This window comes from Streptomyces sp. NPDC043853 (assembly GCF_056436025.1).
Genome location: NZ_JBWKDJ010000004.1, coordinates 410,679 through 427,117, shown reverse-complemented (window position 1 = coordinate 427,117; position 16,439 = coordinate 410,679). Strand labels below are relative to the sequence as shown.

Annotated in this window: 16 protein-coding genes; 7 read left to right on the top strand and 9 right to left on the bottom strand. The window is 72.6% G+C overall.

What is annotated here, in order from left to right:
- Positions 1-91 precede the first annotated feature (91 nt).
- A complete protein-coding gene (locus tag AC067U_RS14135) occupies positions 92-847 on the bottom strand; it encodes an SIS domain-containing protein (RefSeq protein WP_478829927.1) in 756 nt (251 codons plus the stop codon).
- A gap of 234 nt (positions 848-1,081) precedes the next feature.
- On the opposite strand from AC067U_RS14135, the gene AC067U_RS14130 reads away from it, so the two are divergent.
- The 3 genes from AC067U_RS14130 to AC067U_RS14120 all read left to right on the top strand — a co-directional run bounded on the left by AC067U_RS14130 (position 1,082) and on the right by AC067U_RS14120 (position 4,167).
- Positions 1,082-1,774, top strand: a complete 693-nt coding sequence (locus AC067U_RS14130; RefSeq protein ID WP_478829926.1) for an iron-dependent transcriptional repressor DtxR — start codon at positions 1,082-1,084, stop codon at positions 1,772-1,774.
- A 288-nt stretch (positions 1,775-2,062) separates the two neighbouring features.
- The gene (locus tag AC067U_RS14125; RefSeq protein WP_478829925.1) at positions 2,063-3,025 is read left to right on the top strand and encodes an alpha/beta fold hydrolase; all 963 of its coding nucleotides are present in this window, start codon (positions 2,063-2,065) and stop codon (positions 3,023-3,025) included.
- A 56-nt stretch (positions 3,026-3,081) separates the two neighbouring features.
- Complete coding sequence (locus tag AC067U_RS14120; RefSeq protein WP_478829924.1) at positions 3,082-4,167, top strand: hypothetical protein; 1,086 nt, start codon at positions 3,082-3,084, stop codon at positions 4,165-4,167.
- 10 nt (positions 4,168-4,177) lie between these two features.
- On the opposite strand, the gene AC067U_RS14115 is transcribed toward AC067U_RS14120, so the two are convergent.
- The 3 genes from AC067U_RS14115 to AC067U_RS14105 form a co-directional block, all read right to left on the bottom strand.
- Positions 4,178-5,806, bottom strand: a complete 1,629-nt coding sequence (locus AC067U_RS14115) for a transporter (RefSeq protein ID WP_478829923.1) — start codon at positions 5,804-5,806, stop codon at positions 4,178-4,180.
- Positions 5,803-6,627, bottom strand: a complete 825-nt coding sequence (locus tag AC067U_RS14110; RefSeq protein WP_478829922.1) for an ABC transporter ATP-binding protein — start codon at positions 6,625-6,627, stop codon at positions 5,803-5,805. The genes AC067U_RS14115 and AC067U_RS14110 overlap by 4 nt, the downstream gene beginning before the upstream one ends.
- A gap of 101 nt (positions 6,628-6,728) precedes the next feature.
- Positions 6,729-7,400: a bifunctional DNA primase/polymerase gene (locus tag AC067U_RS14105; protein ID WP_478829921.1), complete on the bottom strand. Its 672-nt coding sequence runs from the start codon at positions 7,398-7,400 to the stop codon at positions 6,729-6,731.
- Between the two features lie 242 nt (positions 7,401-7,642).
- Here AC067U_RS14105 and AC067U_RS14100 point away from each other — a divergent pair, with 242 nt between their 5' ends.
- Positions 7,643-9,022, top strand: a complete 1,380-nt coding sequence (locus AC067U_RS14100) for a transcriptional regulator (protein WP_478829920.1) — start codon at positions 7,643-7,645, stop codon at positions 9,020-9,022.
- 164 nt (positions 9,023-9,186) lie between these two features.
- On the top strand, positions 9,187-10,608 hold the full coding sequence (locus AC067U_RS14095; protein WP_478829919.1) for a hypothetical protein: 1,422 nt from the start codon (positions 9,187-9,189) through the stop codon (positions 10,606-10,608).
- 50 nt (positions 10,609-10,658) lie between these two features.
- Here AC067U_RS14095 and AC067U_RS14090 read toward each other — a convergent pair whose 3' ends face one another.
- Entirely contained in the window at positions 10,659-11,939 is a 1,281-nt protein-coding gene (locus AC067U_RS14090; RefSeq protein WP_478829918.1) for an ABC transporter substrate-binding protein, read from the bottom strand.
- A gap of 217 nt (positions 11,940-12,156) precedes the next feature.
- On the opposite strand from AC067U_RS14090, the gene AC067U_RS14085 reads away from it, so the two are divergent.
- Positions 12,157-12,603, top strand: coding sequence for an SCO4402 family protein (locus AC067U_RS14085; protein WP_478830117.1), 447 nt, complete (start codon positions 12,157-12,159; stop codon positions 12,601-12,603).
- 23 nt (positions 12,604-12,626) lie between these two features.
- Complete coding sequence (gene purU / locus AC067U_RS14080; RefSeq protein WP_478829917.1) at positions 12,627-13,499, top strand: formyltetrahydrofolate deformylase; 873 nt, start codon at positions 12,627-12,629, stop codon at positions 13,497-13,499.
- A 79-nt stretch (positions 13,500-13,578) separates the two neighbouring features.
- Here purU and AC067U_RS14075 read toward each other — a convergent pair whose 3' ends face one another.
- From AC067U_RS14075 to AC067U_RS14060, 4 genes are all read right to left on the bottom strand, one after another.
- Positions 13,579-14,202, bottom strand: a complete 624-nt coding sequence (locus AC067U_RS14075; protein ID WP_478829916.1) for a DUF6518 family protein — start codon at positions 14,200-14,202, stop codon at positions 13,579-13,581.
- Between the two features lie 27 nt (positions 14,203-14,229).
- Positions 14,230-14,502 (bottom strand): lactococcin 972 family bacteriocin, encoded by a 273-nt coding sequence (locus AC067U_RS14070; RefSeq protein WP_478829915.1) that lies wholly within the window; start codon positions 14,500-14,502, stop codon positions 14,230-14,232.
- Positions 14,503-14,618: 116 nt separating this feature from the next.
- Positions 14,619-15,839, bottom strand: a complete 1,221-nt coding sequence (locus AC067U_RS14065; protein ID WP_478829914.1) for a maleylpyruvate isomerase N-terminal domain-containing protein — start codon at positions 15,837-15,839, stop codon at positions 14,619-14,621.
- Positions 15,836-16,414 carry a sigma-70 family RNA polymerase sigma factor gene (locus AC067U_RS14060; protein WP_478829913.1) on the bottom strand — a complete coding sequence of 193 codons (579 nt, stop codon included), beginning with the start codon at positions 16,412-16,414 and terminating at the stop codon, positions 15,836-15,838. The genes AC067U_RS14065 and AC067U_RS14060 overlap by 4 nt, the downstream gene beginning before the upstream one ends.
- Positions 16,415-16,439 lie beyond the last annotated feature (25 nt).

The window sequence follows — 16,439 nt, the reverse complement described above, 5'->3', positions numbered from 1 at the left end:
AGGGGTGCTGCGGGGTGGCAGAGGCACCGATGGAGGCGCCGACGGAGGCGCCGACGGAGGCGCCGACGGAGGCCGACGGGCGCCCGAGGCTTCAGTGCCGGAAGAAGATCCGGTCGCCGTACTGCGCCATGACCCGGCCGTTCCACTCGTGGCCGCCGTCGACGTTGCCCGAGCGCAGCATCGGCGGTTCCAGGCCGCGCGCGGCCAGCTCGCCGGCCGCGGTGGCCATCACCGCCTGCATGATCGCGCTCGTGACCACCGTGGACGCGGGCCCGAACGGCGCGTCGATGCCGTCCGCGGTCAGTTCGGCGTCCCCCACGGCGATCTTGCTGTCCAGCACGATGTCGCAGTGGTCCTTGAGGAAGGTGCCGGAGGCGTGCCGCGAGCTGGTCTCCGTGGCGTAGGCGACCGAGGTCACCCCGATCACCGTGAGCCCGAGGGCGCGGGCGCTCTGGGCCATCTCCACCGGCAGCGCGTTGCGCCCGGACAGCGAGATGATCACGAGTACGTCGCCCGCCGAGGCCGGGCTGTTGTCCAGTACCGCCCCCGCCAGGCCGTCCACGCGCTCCAGCGCGCTGCCCAGCGTCGCGGGCATGACGTCCACGCCGGCCGTGCCCGGCACGGCCAGGAAGTTCATCAGCGCCAGGCCCCCGGCCCGGTACACCACGTCCTGGGCGGGCAGCGAGGAGTGTCCGGCACCGAAGGCGAACAGCCGGTTGCCGGCCGCGACGGCGTCCGCGATCGCGGCTCCGGCGGCGGCGATGCCCGCGGACTCCTCGTCCCGGACGCGCTGGAGCAGCCCGATCGCGGCGTCGAGGAACTGACCGGCCAGCTTGCTCTCGCTCATGCGCCCAGAGCCCTTCCTGTCGGTGGGTGGCGTGGTGTCCGCCGCTCACCGTGCGGTCTGGACCAAGGGCGTGTCAATACGGGCGTCAATCGCGAAACCCGGGGCACCCGGCGGAGTCGGCGCGCACACTTGAGTGGATGCCCGGCGTCTTGCAGTTTGGCGGCACGGGACGGTTGTCGGCGCTCTCCGGCACAATTGGGGGCAGGGCCAGCGCACGCTATCCGAGGGGCACGAATGTCCGGACTGATCGACACCACGGAGATGTATCTCCGTACCATTCTTGAGCTCGAAGAGGAAGGTGTTGTCCCCATGCGCGCCCGGATCGCCGAGCGGCTCGACCAGAGCGGCCCGACGGTCAGCCAGACGGTGGCGCGGATGGAGCGCGACGGCCTGGTGGCCGTCGCGAGCGACCGGCACCTGGAGCTCACGGACGAGGGCCGCCGCCTGGCGACGCGCGTGATGCGCAAGCACCGGCTCGCCGAATGCCTGCTGGTCGACGTGATCGGCCTGGAGTGGGAGCAGGTGCACGCCGAGGCCTGCCGCTGGGAGCACGTGATGAGCGAGGCGGTGGAGCGGCGCGTGCTGGAGCTGCTGCGCCACCCGACGGAGTCGCCGTACGGCAACCCGATCCCGGGCCTCGAGGAGCTCGGCGAGAAGGCCGAGGCGGACCCGTTCCTCGACGAGGGCATGGTCAGCCTGGCGGAGCTGGACCCGGGCAGCGAGGGCAAGACCGTGGTGGTGCGCCGGATCGGCGAGCCCATCCAGACCGACGCCCAGCTGATGTACACGCTGCGGCGGGCGGGCGTGCAGCCCGGTTCGGTGGTGAGCGTGACGGAGTCGCCGGGCGGTGTGCTGGTCGGCAGCGGCGGCGAGGCCGCCGAGCTGGAGGCGGAGATCGCCTCGCACGTGTTCGTCGCCAAGCGCTGAGCCGTCCGGTCCTGCGCTGAACGGATGCCCTCGGACGGGGGCGGCCCCGGCGCCTCGCGGCGCCGGGGCCGGTCCTCCCCTGTGCTGACCCGGAGCCCCGAGCTCCCAGGGTCATCCCCTCGGACCGTCTTCCCCGAGCGGCCCGCCTCCCTGTAGAAGATCTCCCCTCGGCAGCGGCGGCCAATCCTTGAGCAAGGTCACTCGAAAGAGGGGTCTTGCGGGCGGGACGGGCATTTTCGAATACGGGTTCGATACGCTGGCGGCGGGCACGAAGGGGGTGCATCTGCGGTGGTACAGCGCTTCGATGTGACAGGAGCCGACGGCGTACGCCTGGCCGCCTGGGAGTTCCCGGAACCATCCGACGGCGTCGGCGGGCCACGCACGGAACGCGACACGGGCCAGGGCTCCGGACCGGGCTTCGGATCGGACCCGGGACAGGCCGCCGGCGCGCGGGGCGGCACCCACGACGCCGGGCCGAGCAAACCGGCCGCACTCTTACTCCACGGCCTGATGGGCCGCGCCCTGCACTGGGCCGGCACCGCCCGCTGGCTCTCCGCCCGGCACCGCGTGATCGCCCTCGACCAGCGCGGCCACGGCGACAGCGAGGCCCCCGTCCACGGGCCCTACACCCGCGAGGCCTTCGTCGCCGACGCCGAAGCAGTGATCGAAGGGCTCGGCCTCGCCCCCGTCACCCTCATCGGCCACTCGATGGGCGCCCTCACCGGCTGGCAGCTCGCCGCCCGCCGGCCCGACCTGGTCGGCGCCCTGGTCATCTGCGACATGCGCGCCTCCGCCCTCGGCGCCTCCTCCCAGCGCGACTGGGAGGAGTGGTTCCACCGCTGGCCGCTGCCCTTCCCCAGCCAGGACGCCGCCCGCCGCTGGTTCGGCGAGGACGACCCGCGCGTCGAGCGCCCCGACCCCGGCCGCGGAGCCTTCTTCGCCGAGGTCATGCACCAGACCGAGGACGGCTGGCGCCCGCGGTTCTCCCGCCACCAGATGCTGGTGGCCCGCGAGACCTGGGTGCACGACGCGCACTGGGAGGAACTCGCCCAGGTCAGCTGCCCCACCCTCGTCGTCCGCGGCCTCGACGGCGAACTCGGCCGGGCCGAGGCCCAGGAAATGGTCCGCGTCCTCCCCGCCGGCCAGTACGCCGAGATCCCCGACGCCGGCCACTACCTCCACTTCGACCAGCCGGCCGCCTGGCGGGCCGTCCTCGAACCCTTCCTGGCCGGCGTCCCGGCCGGCACCTGATCCACAAAGACTCCCAACACTGGGGAAAGCAACCGTGGTTGACCTAGGCTGCTGCGGTGGGTGGCATAGATGTGGGCAACGGTGTGGTCGGAGCGGTCCTCGGCGTGGTCTTCGCGACCCTGTTCCAACAGGGTTTACAGGACGCGTGGTTCAGGCTCCGGCGGAAGTCGGCCGGGAAGGTCCGCAGCATGACCTTCCGCGAGGAGCAGAGCCGGGCGTGGTCCACCTTCGCCCTCGGCCCGCTGCGGACCTCGGCCCTGATCATCGAGGGCGACGGCGACCGGGCCATCGCCCCCGAGGCCGTCCACATCCAGGTCCTCGGCGAGGAAGTCGAGCTCCCCGACGGAATGGCCGCCTGGCGGGACGAGATCGCGGCCGAACGCCACGACCCGCCGATCTGGAACGGCGCGCGCTACGCCGTGGAGTCCGTCGATGTGTCCCGTACCCCACTGGAAGAGAATCCGGAGGTCCACATCCGGCTCCGGCCCACGGACTACCACACCTTCCTCGCCGCCCAGCAGCTCGACCGGCGTCTCCCGGACGGCACCACCCCCCGGACCCGCTACCTCGACCCCGAGCAGCCCCTGACCGCCCCCGCCTTCCTCCACTGCAGCTTCGCCATCAACGTCGCCGTGGTCACCAGCGATCACCTGCTGGTCGTGAGCCGCCGCAGCGAGCGGGTCCGGATGGCGCCCGGAGTCTGGAACTCCTCCGTCAACGAGGGGCTCGCCCGGGGGATCGACTCGGCCGGCCGCAACGCTCCCGACCTGCACTCCGCCGCCCGTCGGGGCATGCGCGAGGAACTCTCGCTGGAGCCGCACGAATACGCGCTCGAACTCCTGGCCATCGCCCTGGACGTCGACCGGCGGCACTGGAGCGCCCATTTCTACGCCCGGCTGACCGAGCTCACCGGCGACCGGCTCCGGGACCGGATGAGCCGCGGGGTCGCCGACCGCTGGGAACACCAGACCATGGAGTACGTCCCGTTCCGCCCGGCCGACGTCACCCGGTACCTGCTCCGCCCGGACCGTGTCCACAACTGGGCCCCGCTGGCCCCGGCCCTCTTCCACCTCGCCCTGGTCCACGTCCACGGCCGCACCTCGGTGGAACGCGCCGAGGCCCAGGTCCTCCGACGGCTCTGACCCGGACCGCTCAGCCCTTGCTGACCGCGGCCAGGATCTCCGGCAGGTCCCGTGCCACCTTCGGCGCGGCCATGCGCAGACCGGCCCAGGCGAGCAGCGCCCCCCAGGCGATGCCCGCCGGGAGCACCAGCCACAGCAGTTCGTGGTGGTCGGACATGCGCAGGCCGACCACCAGGGCGATCAGCGGCGCGCACAGCAGCGCGGACCCGAATATGCCGCCGAAGATGCTCGACACGGCCAGACCCGCCTGGCCCGGGACCACGCTCTTGAACGCGCCCTCCTGCGGGATGGAGTACGGGGCGTACGCCGAGGACAGCGCGCCCGTGCCCAGCATCGTGCCGAGCAGGCCCAGGGCCAGTCCGAGCGCGTCCGGCAGGGTCGCCCAGTCGTCGAGCAGCCAGGCGGTCACCACGGTGATCAGCACCGTGTACGGGAGGGTGACCAGCAGCAGCGCCGCCGCCCGGGCCCGCAGTTCGGCGTAGGCCTCGCGCGGGGTGGAGATGGTCTGCGCCACCATCCAGAACGCCGAGGTGTCCTGCCCGAACTGGTTGTACATCAGGGCCCCGAGCATGCTCGCCCCGAAGCAGCAGAAGTACACCGAGCCCGTGCCCTGGAGGGCGTTGAAGACCGGCACGATCGCGCCGATGGCCAGACCGCTGATCCAGCCGGCCTTGGTCTTCGGATCCCGGAAGCCGTAACGGAGGGTCCGCTGCATGACCGCGCCGGACCGGCCGCCGGGCAGCAGCCGCCACAGGCCGCTGCCCGCCGCACGGTCCCGGGCGGGTGCCGCGGCCGCGATCGTCGACCCGTCCGGCGTGACCATCAGACGGGTCAGGCTCCGCTCCCAGGAGACGAGCAGCGCGAACAGCGCCAGCAGGGTCACCGCCAGCTGGGCCGCGGCCTTGCCGTACGCGCCCTCGCTCGCCGAGTCCACCATGCCGAGCGCGGTCGCCGGAGGCAGCCAGCCCACCACGGCCGCCGCCGGCCGCAGCGCCGTGAGCCCGCCGGGCTCGGTCAGCCGCTGGACGGCGAAGTTGATGAACTGTGCCCCGATGGCGATCAGCAGACCGCTCAGCACGGCCAGGTCGCGGCCCTTGCGGCTGCTCAGCAGCCGCACGTTGGCGGCGGCCACCGCCCGGGCCAGCCCCACACAGCCGAGCAGCAGCAGCGGGACGGCGAGTACCCCCGCCGCGACCCCGGCCGGGCCGTCCGCCACGGCGACGACCGAACCGACCGCCAGGCAGGCGGTGAACAGCGGACCGATGCCGACCAGCGAGGAGACCAGCAGCGCCCGCACCAGCGGCCGCGGCCGCAGCGGCAGCATCACGAGCCGGCTCGGGTCCATGGTCTCGTCCGCGCCGCCGAACAGCAGCGGCATGACCGCCCAGCCCAGCCCCATGATCCCGGCGAGGACGACGACGACCGTGGCGGCGTGCGCACTGCCCCGCAGCACGGACAGGACCAGCACCATCAGTGCGGCGACCACGAGCGCGGAGGTCAGCGAACCGATGAAGGCGGCCTTGCGCTTCGCGGAGCCCTTCAGGCCGTTCCGCAGCAGCGACAGCTTGAGCCGGACGAAGATCCGGGTCAGCGGGACGGCGGGCAGGCCCGCGCCGGCCGTGGCCGGGTGCGTGCTCATCGGGCCGCCGCCGTTCCGCCGCCCAGCCAGTCCAGGGAGTCCCCGGGGGCGTGCCCCTGCGCGCCCACCAGTTCCAGGAACGCTTGCTGCAGCGAGGGTGCCGCGCCGCGTACGTCGGCCAGCGGGCCGGCCGCACGGATCCGTCCGGCCGCCATCACGGCGACCCAGTCGCACAGCGACTCGACCAGTTCCATGACGTGGGAGGAGAACACGACCGTGGCCCCGGAGCGGGTGTAACGTTCCAGCACTCCGCGGATGGTCTGCGCGGACACCGGGTCCACACCCTCGAACGGCTCGTCCAGGAACAGCACTTCCGGGTTGTGCAGGAGCGCCGCCGCCAGGCCGATCTTCTTCCGCATGCCCGTCGAGTAGTCCACCACCAGTTTGTGCTGGGAACCCGCCAGGTCCAGCACCTCCAGCAGCTGGGTGGCCCGCTTGTCGGTCTCCTCGCCCGGCAGGCCCCGCAAGCGGCCCGTGTAGCCCAGGAGTTCCCGGCCCGACAGCCGCTCGAACAGCCGCAGCCCCTCCGGCAGCACGCCGATCCGCGCCTTCACCTCGGCCGGGTCCCGCCACACGTCGTGGCCGGCCACCTCGACCCGCCCCTCGTCCGGCCGCAGCAGGCCGGTCACCATCGACAGGGTGGTGGTCTTCCCCGCGCCGTTCGGGCCGACCAGGCCGATGAACTTCCCGGCGGGCAGCTCCAGATCCACCCCCGCGACTGCCGTCTGTTCCCCGAACCGCTTCCACAGTCCGGTGGTCCGTACCGCGGGGACGGCGGTCGTCGCCGCCGTCCCGTCCGTCGCAAACGCCTGGTCAGGCATGCGCCGCCCTGCCTCTCGTACTGTCCCCCGTGGTCACGTCTCACGATACGAGCGGGAAACGGGGCGAGCGCATGACGAATGTCATCGACCTGCGCGGACGGTCAGGCCTGCCGGGCCCGCGCCGCGGACGCCTCCCGCCCGCACGCGTACGCCAGCGGCGAGATCAGCTCCTCGATGTCCGGCAGCCAGCGGTTCGCCGGAGTGGGCCGCCGCGCCCACTGCACCGCACCGCGCCCGCCGTACCGGGTCGGCGGCGCGGCCACGAACTCTCCCTCGCCGCGCGTCAGCAGGTCGATCGCGGCCGGTGACCAGCCGAGCCGGCGCACCAGGTCCGGGACCTTCACCCCCGCGCCCGGCAGCACGAAGAACAGCATCCGGCGGTCCGGCGTCAGTGTCACCGGCCCCAGGGTGAGTTCCATCCGCTCCATCCGCGCCAGCGCCAGGAACCCGGCGGACTCCGGCACGTCGATCGCGTCGAAGGTCCGGCCGGTCGGCAGCAGGATGGACGCCTTGGGGTGCTTGGCCCACATCCGGCGGGCCTGCACGGCACTGCCGGTGGCCTGCGCCGCCCAGTCCTTCACGGCGGGGTGCGCACCGGGGGCCGGGCAGTCCGGCTCCCCGCAGGAGCACAGCTGTCCGCTGTCCCCGGCCTCCAGCCAGGTTCCGGGGAACACGTCCCAGTGCCGCTCTTCCGCGTACCGCACGGCATGGTCGAGCAGCGGCTCGCCCCGCTGCGTGGGGATGGCGGCGGCGTCGGACTCCGTGACTGTCATGGTCTCTTCCACGACCATCACAACTGTGGCTGTCACGGGGGGTTACGGTCCCGAAACGGCCGGGTGACGGAGCATCGATCCTGCATGCGGGGCGCACCGGTGCACGGGTGGGGGCGCGCGGGGGGCCGGGGAGCCGGGGCTGGGTAGCGACACAGCGCAGAGCGGAAGATTCCCCGGCATTCTCCGCAGACCGCCGGGAAGTGATCAATGGAACGATCACCCGCGGCCACAGGGGGTTTCTCATGGCAGCCAGGCCACTCGTCGCCCGTCAGCCGAACGAACGGCTCCAGGCGCTCATCCAGGAAGCCGGGTGCTCCAACGCCGGGCTAGCCCGGCGGGTCAACATGTGCGGCGCCGAACACGGCCTCGACCTCCGCTACGACAAGACCTCGGTGGCCCGCTGGCTGCGCGGCCAGCAGCCGCGCGGCCGGGCCCCGGGGATCATCGCCGAGGCACTGGGCCGAAAACTGGGCCGGACCGTCACCATCGACGAGATCGGCATGGCCAACGGCAAGAACCTCGCATCCGGGGTGGGCCTGCAGTTCTCCCCGACCGTGGTCGGCGCCATCGAGCAGGTCTGCGAGCTGTGGCGCAGCGACGTCGGCCGGCGGGACTTCCTGTCCGGTTCGACGGTCGCGGCCTCGGCCCTGGTCGAGCCCAGCCGGGACTGGCTGATCACCGGTGCCGACGTGGCGGTGGCGCGGTCGGGCGGGTCGCGCGTGGGCATGTCCGACGTGGAGGCGGTACGCGCGACCACCGCGGCCCTGGTCGACCTCGACCACCGGTTCGGCAGCGGCCACGTCCGCCCGGTCGTCGTCCACTACCTCAACAGCGTGGTGTCCGGCCTGATCGGCGGCTCGTACCGGGAGCCGGTCGGGCGGGCGCTGTTCGCGGCCGTGGCCCGGCTGACCGAACTCGCCGGCTACATGGCGGTGGACACCGGCCAGGCCGGCCTGGCACAGCGCTACTACATCCAGGCCCTGCGGCTGGCGCAGGCGGCCGGGGACCGGGCGTACGGCGGTTACGTGCTGGCCGCCTCCATGAGCCACCTCGCGGCCGAGCTGGGCAACCCGCGGGAGATCGCCCAGCTGGCGCGCGCGGCCCAGGAAGGCACCCGGGGCCAGGTCACCCCGCGTGCCGAGGCGATGTTCTACGCGGCCGAGGCGCGGGGACACGCCCTGCTCGGCGACGCGCGGGCGGCCGCGGTGCTGTCCTCGCGGGCGGTGAGCGCGCTGGAGCGGGCGGAACCGGAATCAGGGGACGATCCGGAGTGGATCCGGCATTTCGACGAGGCCTACCTGGCCGACGAACTGGCGCACTGCCACCGGGACCTCGGGCAGGCCGAAGCGGCCGCGCGGCGGGCGGAGGAGGCGTTGCGTGCGCTGCCCGCGACGAAGGCCCGCAGACGAGCCATCGGCCTGCTGCTGCTGGCCTCCTCGCAGGTCCAGCAGCGGGAGGTGGAGCAGTCCTGCGCGACGGCCACCCAGGCGGTGGAGCTCCTGTCCGGGCTCCGCTCGAACCGGGGCGCGGAGTACCTGGACGACTTCCGGACCCGCCTCGATCCGTTCCGGGACGAGGCCGCGGTTCGCGAGTTCAGCTCCCGGCTGGCCCCCGCCGCCTGAGGCGCGGCCGGCCCGCGCGGACCGGGGCGGAAACACCCCGCGGGGCCGCTCGGCGACCGGGTTCTCCCCGGCCGCGGGCGGCCCCCGAGGGCCGCGCGGTCCGCGCGCACCGGGTAGCGTGACCCGACGGTTCCGAAGGTTCGGGCAGTCGGAGGAGGATCCCGGTGACGCAAGGCACACAAGGCGGGTACCCGCACGAGGGTGCGCCGTGGGGCCCGCCGCCCGCCGCCGCCGATCCCCAGGCGTACGGCCATCCGCCCGCGCACGAGGCGGCCACCCAGTACATCGCGCCGGTCCCGGACGGGACGCCGGGGTACGGCCATCCGCCGGCCGCGCACGAGGCGGCCACGCAGTACATCGCGCCGGTCCCGGCCGAGGCGCCGGGGTACGGCTATCCGCCGGCCGCCCACGAGGCGGCCACCCAGTACATCGCGCCCGTCCAGGACGGCGCGCCCGGGTACGGCTATCCGCCGGCCGCCCACGAGGCCGCCACCCAGTACATCCCGCCCGTGCCGGCCGCGCCCGCCGGGCCCGGCGGTGCGGACGCGGCGGCCACGCAGTACATACCTCCGGTGCCCGCCGGCCCCGGGGGCGCGGACGAGGCGGCCACCCAGTACATACCTCCGGTCCCGGCCGGCCCCGCCGCGGCGGACGAGGCGGCGACGCAGTTCCTGCCGCCGGTCCCGGCCGGTCCGGACCCCGGGCACCACGAGGCGGCCACCGCGTTCCTGCCGCCGATCGAGGAGCCGGTGCTCCGGCAGCAGCCCCCGCAGGCCTACCCGCCGCCGCGGCCGGAGCCGAACCGGCAGCGGTTCCAGCCGCCGGGGCAGCTCCCCCAGCAGCACCAGCACCCTCAGCAGCACCAGCCGCCGTACCCGCAGCAGCAGTACGTCCACGAGGAGGCCGAGCCCCCGCGCCGCGTCTCCGGCGGGATCATCGCGGCCGGGGTCATCGGGCTGGCCGTCGCCGGTCTCGGTGTCGGCGCGCTGCTGAGCGAGCCCGGCAAGGCCCAGAACAACGACCCCGCAGCCGTGTCCTCCGTACCGTCGCCCACCGGCTCCGCCGCGAGCGCCGCGGAGGCCCCCGTCGACCCGGCCCGCTCCCAGGCGGTCCAGCTCGACAAGCTGCTCGCCGACAGCAACGACAGCCGGGCCTCCGTGATCAAGGCGGTGGACGACATCAAGGGCTGCCGGAACCTGGACCAGGCCGCCGTGGACCTGCGTGACGCCGCACGGCAGCGCGACGAGCTGGTGACCCGGCTCCAGGACCTCAAGATGGACGAGCTGCCGGACCATGCGCGGCTCTCGGCCTCGCTCACCAAGGCATGGAAGTCCTCCGCCGCGGCCGACCGTTCGTACGCGGACTGGGCCGAGGACGTCGCCGACGGCAAGGGCGACGACGGCAGGGGCGACAAGGACGACGACAAGAGGATGTGCAAGGACGGGAAGGCCCGTGGCACCGCGGACGCCGCCGCCGGCAACAAGTCGAGCGGCGAGGCCACGAAGGCCAAGGAGCAGGCCGCCGTCCTCTGGAACCGGATCGCCGCCAAGTACCAGCTGACCAAGCGCGACAAGACCCAGCTCTAGCCCGGCCGCGCCTGCCGGATCGTGCCGGGCCGGGTTCCGTCGCGGGTGGGTCAGCCGGTGGTCGGGGCCTGCTCCATGGTCTCCGTCATGTCCAGCGCCTGCTGGCCGGGCTGGGCCACCAGCCGGCCGGCCTGCACCACCTGGAAGGTGACCTGTCCGTTGACCAGCCTCGGGTAGCCGCGGACGGCCCGCATGTCCTGGAAGCGCCAGCGCAGGTCCGGGGTGAGGCCGCCGGTGCTCATCCCCTCGGAGTTGTTCAGGACCCGGGAGAGCCGGCTCGCGGTGACCTCCTCCTCCCCGATCCGCTTCACGGCCTCCGTGAAGACGGTGTACGCGATCCAGGTGGTCTGCGTCCCGACGTCCGCCGGGTCCACGTCGTCGTCGCCGAAGGCGTGCTGGTCGATGACCTTCCGCATCGGGTCCCACAGCGGGTCGGTGGCCACCGGGTACCAACCGGTGACGTACGCGCCCTCGAAGGGGCTGTCGGTGCCGCCGGTACGGTCGACCAGGCCCTGGCTGACGCTGCCCTGGACGGAGGAGATCTGAGGCCGGCGCTTCTTGTCGGTCTTCTCGTCGAGGCGGCGGAAGGAGTCGAAGAAGGTCTCGGTGCGCTCGCCGAGCGCCGCCGTGACGCAGCCCTTCTCCTTGCTCCCCTCGGCGTGCGCCAGCGCCTGGCGCGCCTGGGTCGCGTAGTCCGCGGAGTCCTCGGCGGCCCGGATGTCGACGGCCTCGTTCTGCTTCGACGGCTTCAGGCCGGCGTTCAGCAGGATCGGCAGGGAATCGGCCGCGAGGGTGTCCGGGCGGACCAGGGCGACCTGCCGGCAGGAGGACTGGGCCAGCTGGTGCCCGGCACCGGCGAGCAGGGCCGGCGTACCGCCGTTCACGGGGTAGGACAGGACGCTCTGGAACTCCTCCTGGGAGACCCCGAAACCCCCGATGAAGGGGATGCCGGCGTTCTCCAGCGGGGTCATGAAGGCGCGGCCGTGCTGGCTGTACGAGCCGACCACCGCGACCGCCTTCTCGGACACGGCCTGGCGGGCGCAGTCGGCCGCGCCGGTCGCCGTGTTGTGCTCGTTGCAGGTGATCACACGCAGCTTGCGGCCGTTGATGCCGCCCTTGGCGTTGACCCATCGCTCGTAGGCCCGGGCCATGGCGGGCATGCCGGCCATGTTCGTGGCCTTGGATTCCTCGGGGGCCCAGGTCATCACGGTGAGGGTCCCGCCGGAGTCCTCGCCTCCGCCGGGCAGTACGCCGCATCCGGCGACCAGACACGCACCCAGTACCGCGGAGAGAAGGGGCCGGGCAGGCTGGGTGCGTCGCTTGGTGGTCATGACCACGCAGAATTGCGGGCCCGGGTAACCGTGGCGTGAGGGGTTCACAACATCGGGTGACGCGAGGGTGAATTACAGGGGAGTAATACGGAACGGGAAGATCCGGTTTGCTCCCGGGGGTCGTCAAGATCGCGCCGGAGGGGAACGTACGATCGAAAGCGTGACATTCGTCGAAGGTTCGAAGAACTCTTCCCGCCGTGGCCGCCGCTCCTCCACCATGGGCGGCATGCCGCTGAACGACATGCCGTGGTGGCGCTGGCGCAGCAACGTGCGCTCGGCGCTGCACATGCTTTCCGACCCGGTCTTCCAGGAAGACACCTGGCTGGCCGGCGCCGAGGGCTACGGAGACGTCACCGACGCCGTGTACCGGCTGGTCGAGGACACCTGGCTCGACAACTGGTCCGCCGAGAAGTACGTCGGGACGATCTTCCGGGACTCCCAGGAGGCCGCCCTCGTCGACGTCGCCGTCCTGCGGGTGCTGCGCATCCTGCACCAGGTCGGTCCGGACGCCCCGGTCACCGCGTACCTGGAGCACCACGGCTGGCCCGAGGCGGTGCGGGCGGCCCGCGAGGCGCACGTACGGCTGGCCTCCTCCGACGGCGAGGACCCGGACGTCCGGCCGCGCTCGCTGGAGGTGCTGCGGATCCTGACGCGTTCGGCCTGAACCGTGTGAAAGGCTGTGCTGCCATGAGCGACGACCCGCACCAGCAGCCCCAGCAGTACGTACTGACCCTCTCCTGCCCGGACAAGCAGGGCATCGTGCACGCCGTGTCCAGCTACCTGTTCATGACCGGCTGCAACATCGAGGACAGCCAGCAGTTCGGAGACCGCGACACCGGTCTGTTCTTCATGCGGGTCCACTTCACCGCCGAGCCCCCGCTGACGGTGGAGAAGCTGCGCGCGAGCTTCGCGGCGATCGGCGACACCTTCCAGATGGACTGGCAGATCCACCGCTCCGACGAGCGGATGCGGATCGTGCTGATGGTCTCCAAGTTCGGCCACTGCCTGAACGACCTGCTGTTCCGGTCCCGGATCGGGGCCCTGCCGGTGGAGATCGCGGCGGTGGTGTCCAACCACACCGACTTCGCCGAGCTGGTCGGCTCCTACGACATCCCCTTCCACCACATCCCGGTGACCAGGGACACCAAGGCGGAGGCCGAGGCGCAGCTGCTGGAGCTGGTGCGCGCCGAGAACGTGGAGCTGGTCGTGCTGGCCCGCTACATGCAGGTGCTGTCGGACGCGCTGTGCAAGGAGCTGAGCGGCCGGATCATCAACATCCACCACTCCTTCCTCCCCAGCTTCAAGGGCGCCAAGCCGTACCACCAGGCGCACGCCCGCGGCGTGAAGCTGATCGGTGCCACGGCGCACTACGTCACGGCCGACCTCGACGAGGGGCCGATCATCGAGCAGGAGGTCGAGCGGGTCGGCCACGAGGTCACCCCCGACCAGCTGGTGGCCATCGGCCGCGACGTGGAGTGCCAGGCGCTGGCCCGCGCGGTGAAGTGGCACAGCGAGCACCGCGTCCTGCTCAACGGCTCCCGCACGGTGGTCTTCGCCTAGACACGGAGTGCGGCCCGGCAGCCGGAGTCGACACCGTCGAGGGTGTCGTCTCCGGTTGCCGGGCCGCGCCCGTCGGCTGTCAGACGTGCGTCTGCCGGGCGGTCCGCCGCCGCCAACCGCCGTGTATCGCGAGACACACGAGGACGGCGACGGCCAGTGCCGCCACGACGCGCGTGGCATCCCACGTGGTCGTGGTCAGCGCTTCCTGCAGGGGGGCTTCGCTCCGAAGCCGCATGGACGTCTCGACCAAGGCCACGAGCGGGACCGAGAGCCGGCAGAGCAGGCCGTACGGCCGCGTGCTGCGGGACATGTTTCCGGCCACTCCCAGGAGCGGCCCCGTCAGGGCTGCGAAGAGACACCACATCGCGGTTTTCGAGAGAAAACCGCCCCAGGCGAAATAGGTCGTCTGCCCTGAGGTGTCACTGAGGTCGGCCTGCAGGAATTCTCCTTGGCCGGCCTTCGTCACGTAGTAGGCCAGCACCGCGACGACGAGTGCCGCGGCCCCCATTCCGGCGGATCGCCGTTTCGACGTGCCGGGTATTCCGGCACAAAAGGCCAGAGCGGCGTAACTCCATCCGGCGCTCAGGACCAGGTGCGCCACGTGCCCGAATTGACCGCCGGTCGAGACGAGCAGGGGACCGCATATTCCGACTGCCGCGCCGGCCGCCACCGCGGAGGCGTAGGCGACGAGCGAAGAACGCATGGGAGTAGATCCTTCGGGGGGTGGATTTTAGTAGACGCCCCAGTAGGTGTAGCAGGTGTAGGCACCGCCGGAGACCGCGGCGGCCTTGGCCCAGATGTCCTTCTCCCGGGTGTCCTTGTCGGTCTGGGAAGCGATCGCGACGCTGGCCGAGTGCTTCTTGGTGGGGTGAATGTAGTTGGAGTAGCACTGCTTGCCGGATATGACGGCCGAGGTGCCGTAGCTCCAGGTTCCCCCGCCGACGCGCTTGCTCGCGTACGTGGCCTTCGTCGGCTTGGACGAGTTGAGCGGAACCGCGGCCACGAACGCACAATTGTCAATTCAACTACCCATGCCGCCAAGCGGATTTACTCGGGCATTCCCGTATGTACCCGCCGCTCGTGGCGGGAGCCCGGCGGGGAGTGCCCCCCGCCGGACGGCTACAACCGGCTGAGCGAGGCCGCGGCGAAGAGGACGTCACGGATCGCCTCGCGATCGCCGTGCTGGCCGGCGGCCGCTTCCTCCGGGGTGACCCGGCCCGCCGCGAGCTGGCAGAACTCCACCCCGTCCAGCGCGATCTGCGCCACCGTGTGTTCCGCGGAGGTCGCCGCCGCCGGCGAGTCCAGCGCGATGTCCCAGGAGCCGCCGCCCGCGCCCTCGATCTCCAGGTGCAGGGTCCGGCCCGGCGATCCCGCCGAGACCAGGCTGCGCGGCGGCGAGGCCAGGCCCGAGCGCCGCCGCTCGGCCAGCGCGGCCGGCAGCTGCCGCGCCGCCAGGTCGATCATCCGGTGCAGGTGCGCTCCGGACGGCGGCTCGTAGGGGTAGTCCACCGCCTCCGCGATGTCCCACGCGTGCACCCAGCACTCGAAGGCCCGTTCCAGGAAGGCGTCCCCCAGCGGCAACCGGAAATCGCCGTAGTCCACGGAGAGCTCGGCGACCCCGCGCCCCGCGAAGGACACCGTGCGGACCAGCGTGTGCCCCTGCTCCCGCCAGGGCTCGCGGACCTGCCGGGTGGTCGGGTACGGGGAGGACTCCCAGAACTGCTCGGTCCGGGCGGCCGGCGCGGTCGGCGCGTCCGCGCCCAGCGGGTCGTCCAGTCCGAGGGCGGTCGCGACCAGCCCGTCCACGGACATCAGATGGCCGATCACCCCCGCCACCGTGGTCCGGCGGGTCTGCCGCCGTTCCTCCTCGAACCACTTCAGCCGCACCGGGGTGTGCCACTCGGAGTCACCGAAGTCCCGCAACAGCGCGTCCAGCCGCGCGGCCTCGGTGTCGTACGGGCTCGCCCACGCCGGCACCGGGATCCGGGCCGGCCGCTTCCCCAGACAGCCCTCCAGCACCCGGGACCGCAGCAGCGGGTTCAGGTCCAGGCTCTCCTCGGGGTGCAGCAGCCCCACCGCGTCCCGCAGCCGCAGCGCCTCCTCGGCGCACGGCGCGCACTCCGTGAGGTGGTCCTCGACTGCCTGGGTCTCCTCCGCCGAGCACGCCGCCAGCGCCCACGCGCCCAGCAGGGACTTGAGCACCTCGTGCGTGGGCGCCGGGGCCGCCAGCTCCGGCGCCGCCTCCGGCGGCAGGTCGTCGGCGGCGCCCCGCGGACCCGGTATCCGGGCGGGACCGGGGAGGTCGCGGTCGTCGTCGCGGAACTCGGCGGGGCCGTTCATCGTGAGCTTCCGTATCCGGGCGGGCCGTAACCGGGCGGGGCGGAGCCCTCCCGCGGCAGGACGTTGGCGGTCGACAGCAGCTGCAGGCCCAGGCGCAGCCGACGCCGGGCCTCGTCCTCGCTGATCTGCAGGTCGGCGGCGGCCTGCCGGTAGTCACGGCGTTTGAAGTACGCCAGTTCCAGAGCGGCCCGCAGCGGTGCGGGCATGGAGGTGACGATGTAGTCCGCGCGGGCTGCCGCGTTGGCGCTGCGCACCTTCTGCTCCAGCTCCTCGCGGGAGCCCCGGCCGTGTTCGGCCTGGCGCAGCCGGGCCACCGCCTGCCCCTGGGTGATCCGGGCGACCCAGGACCGCATGGAGCCCTGCTTCGGGTCGTACGCGTCCGGGTTCTCCCAGATGTACCCGAACACCTCGCGGGTGACCCGGTCCGCGGCCTGCTCGTCGCCCAGCACCCGGTGCGCCAGGCTGTGCACGAGCGACGCGAACCGGTCGTACAGCTCCCCGAGCGCCGCGGCCTCGCCGCGGGCGAGGCGTTGCTGCATCTTGCGGTCCCAACGGGGTGGTGCGTCCTTCGGCATTGAAGCCCCCAGCCCTTGTCGACCT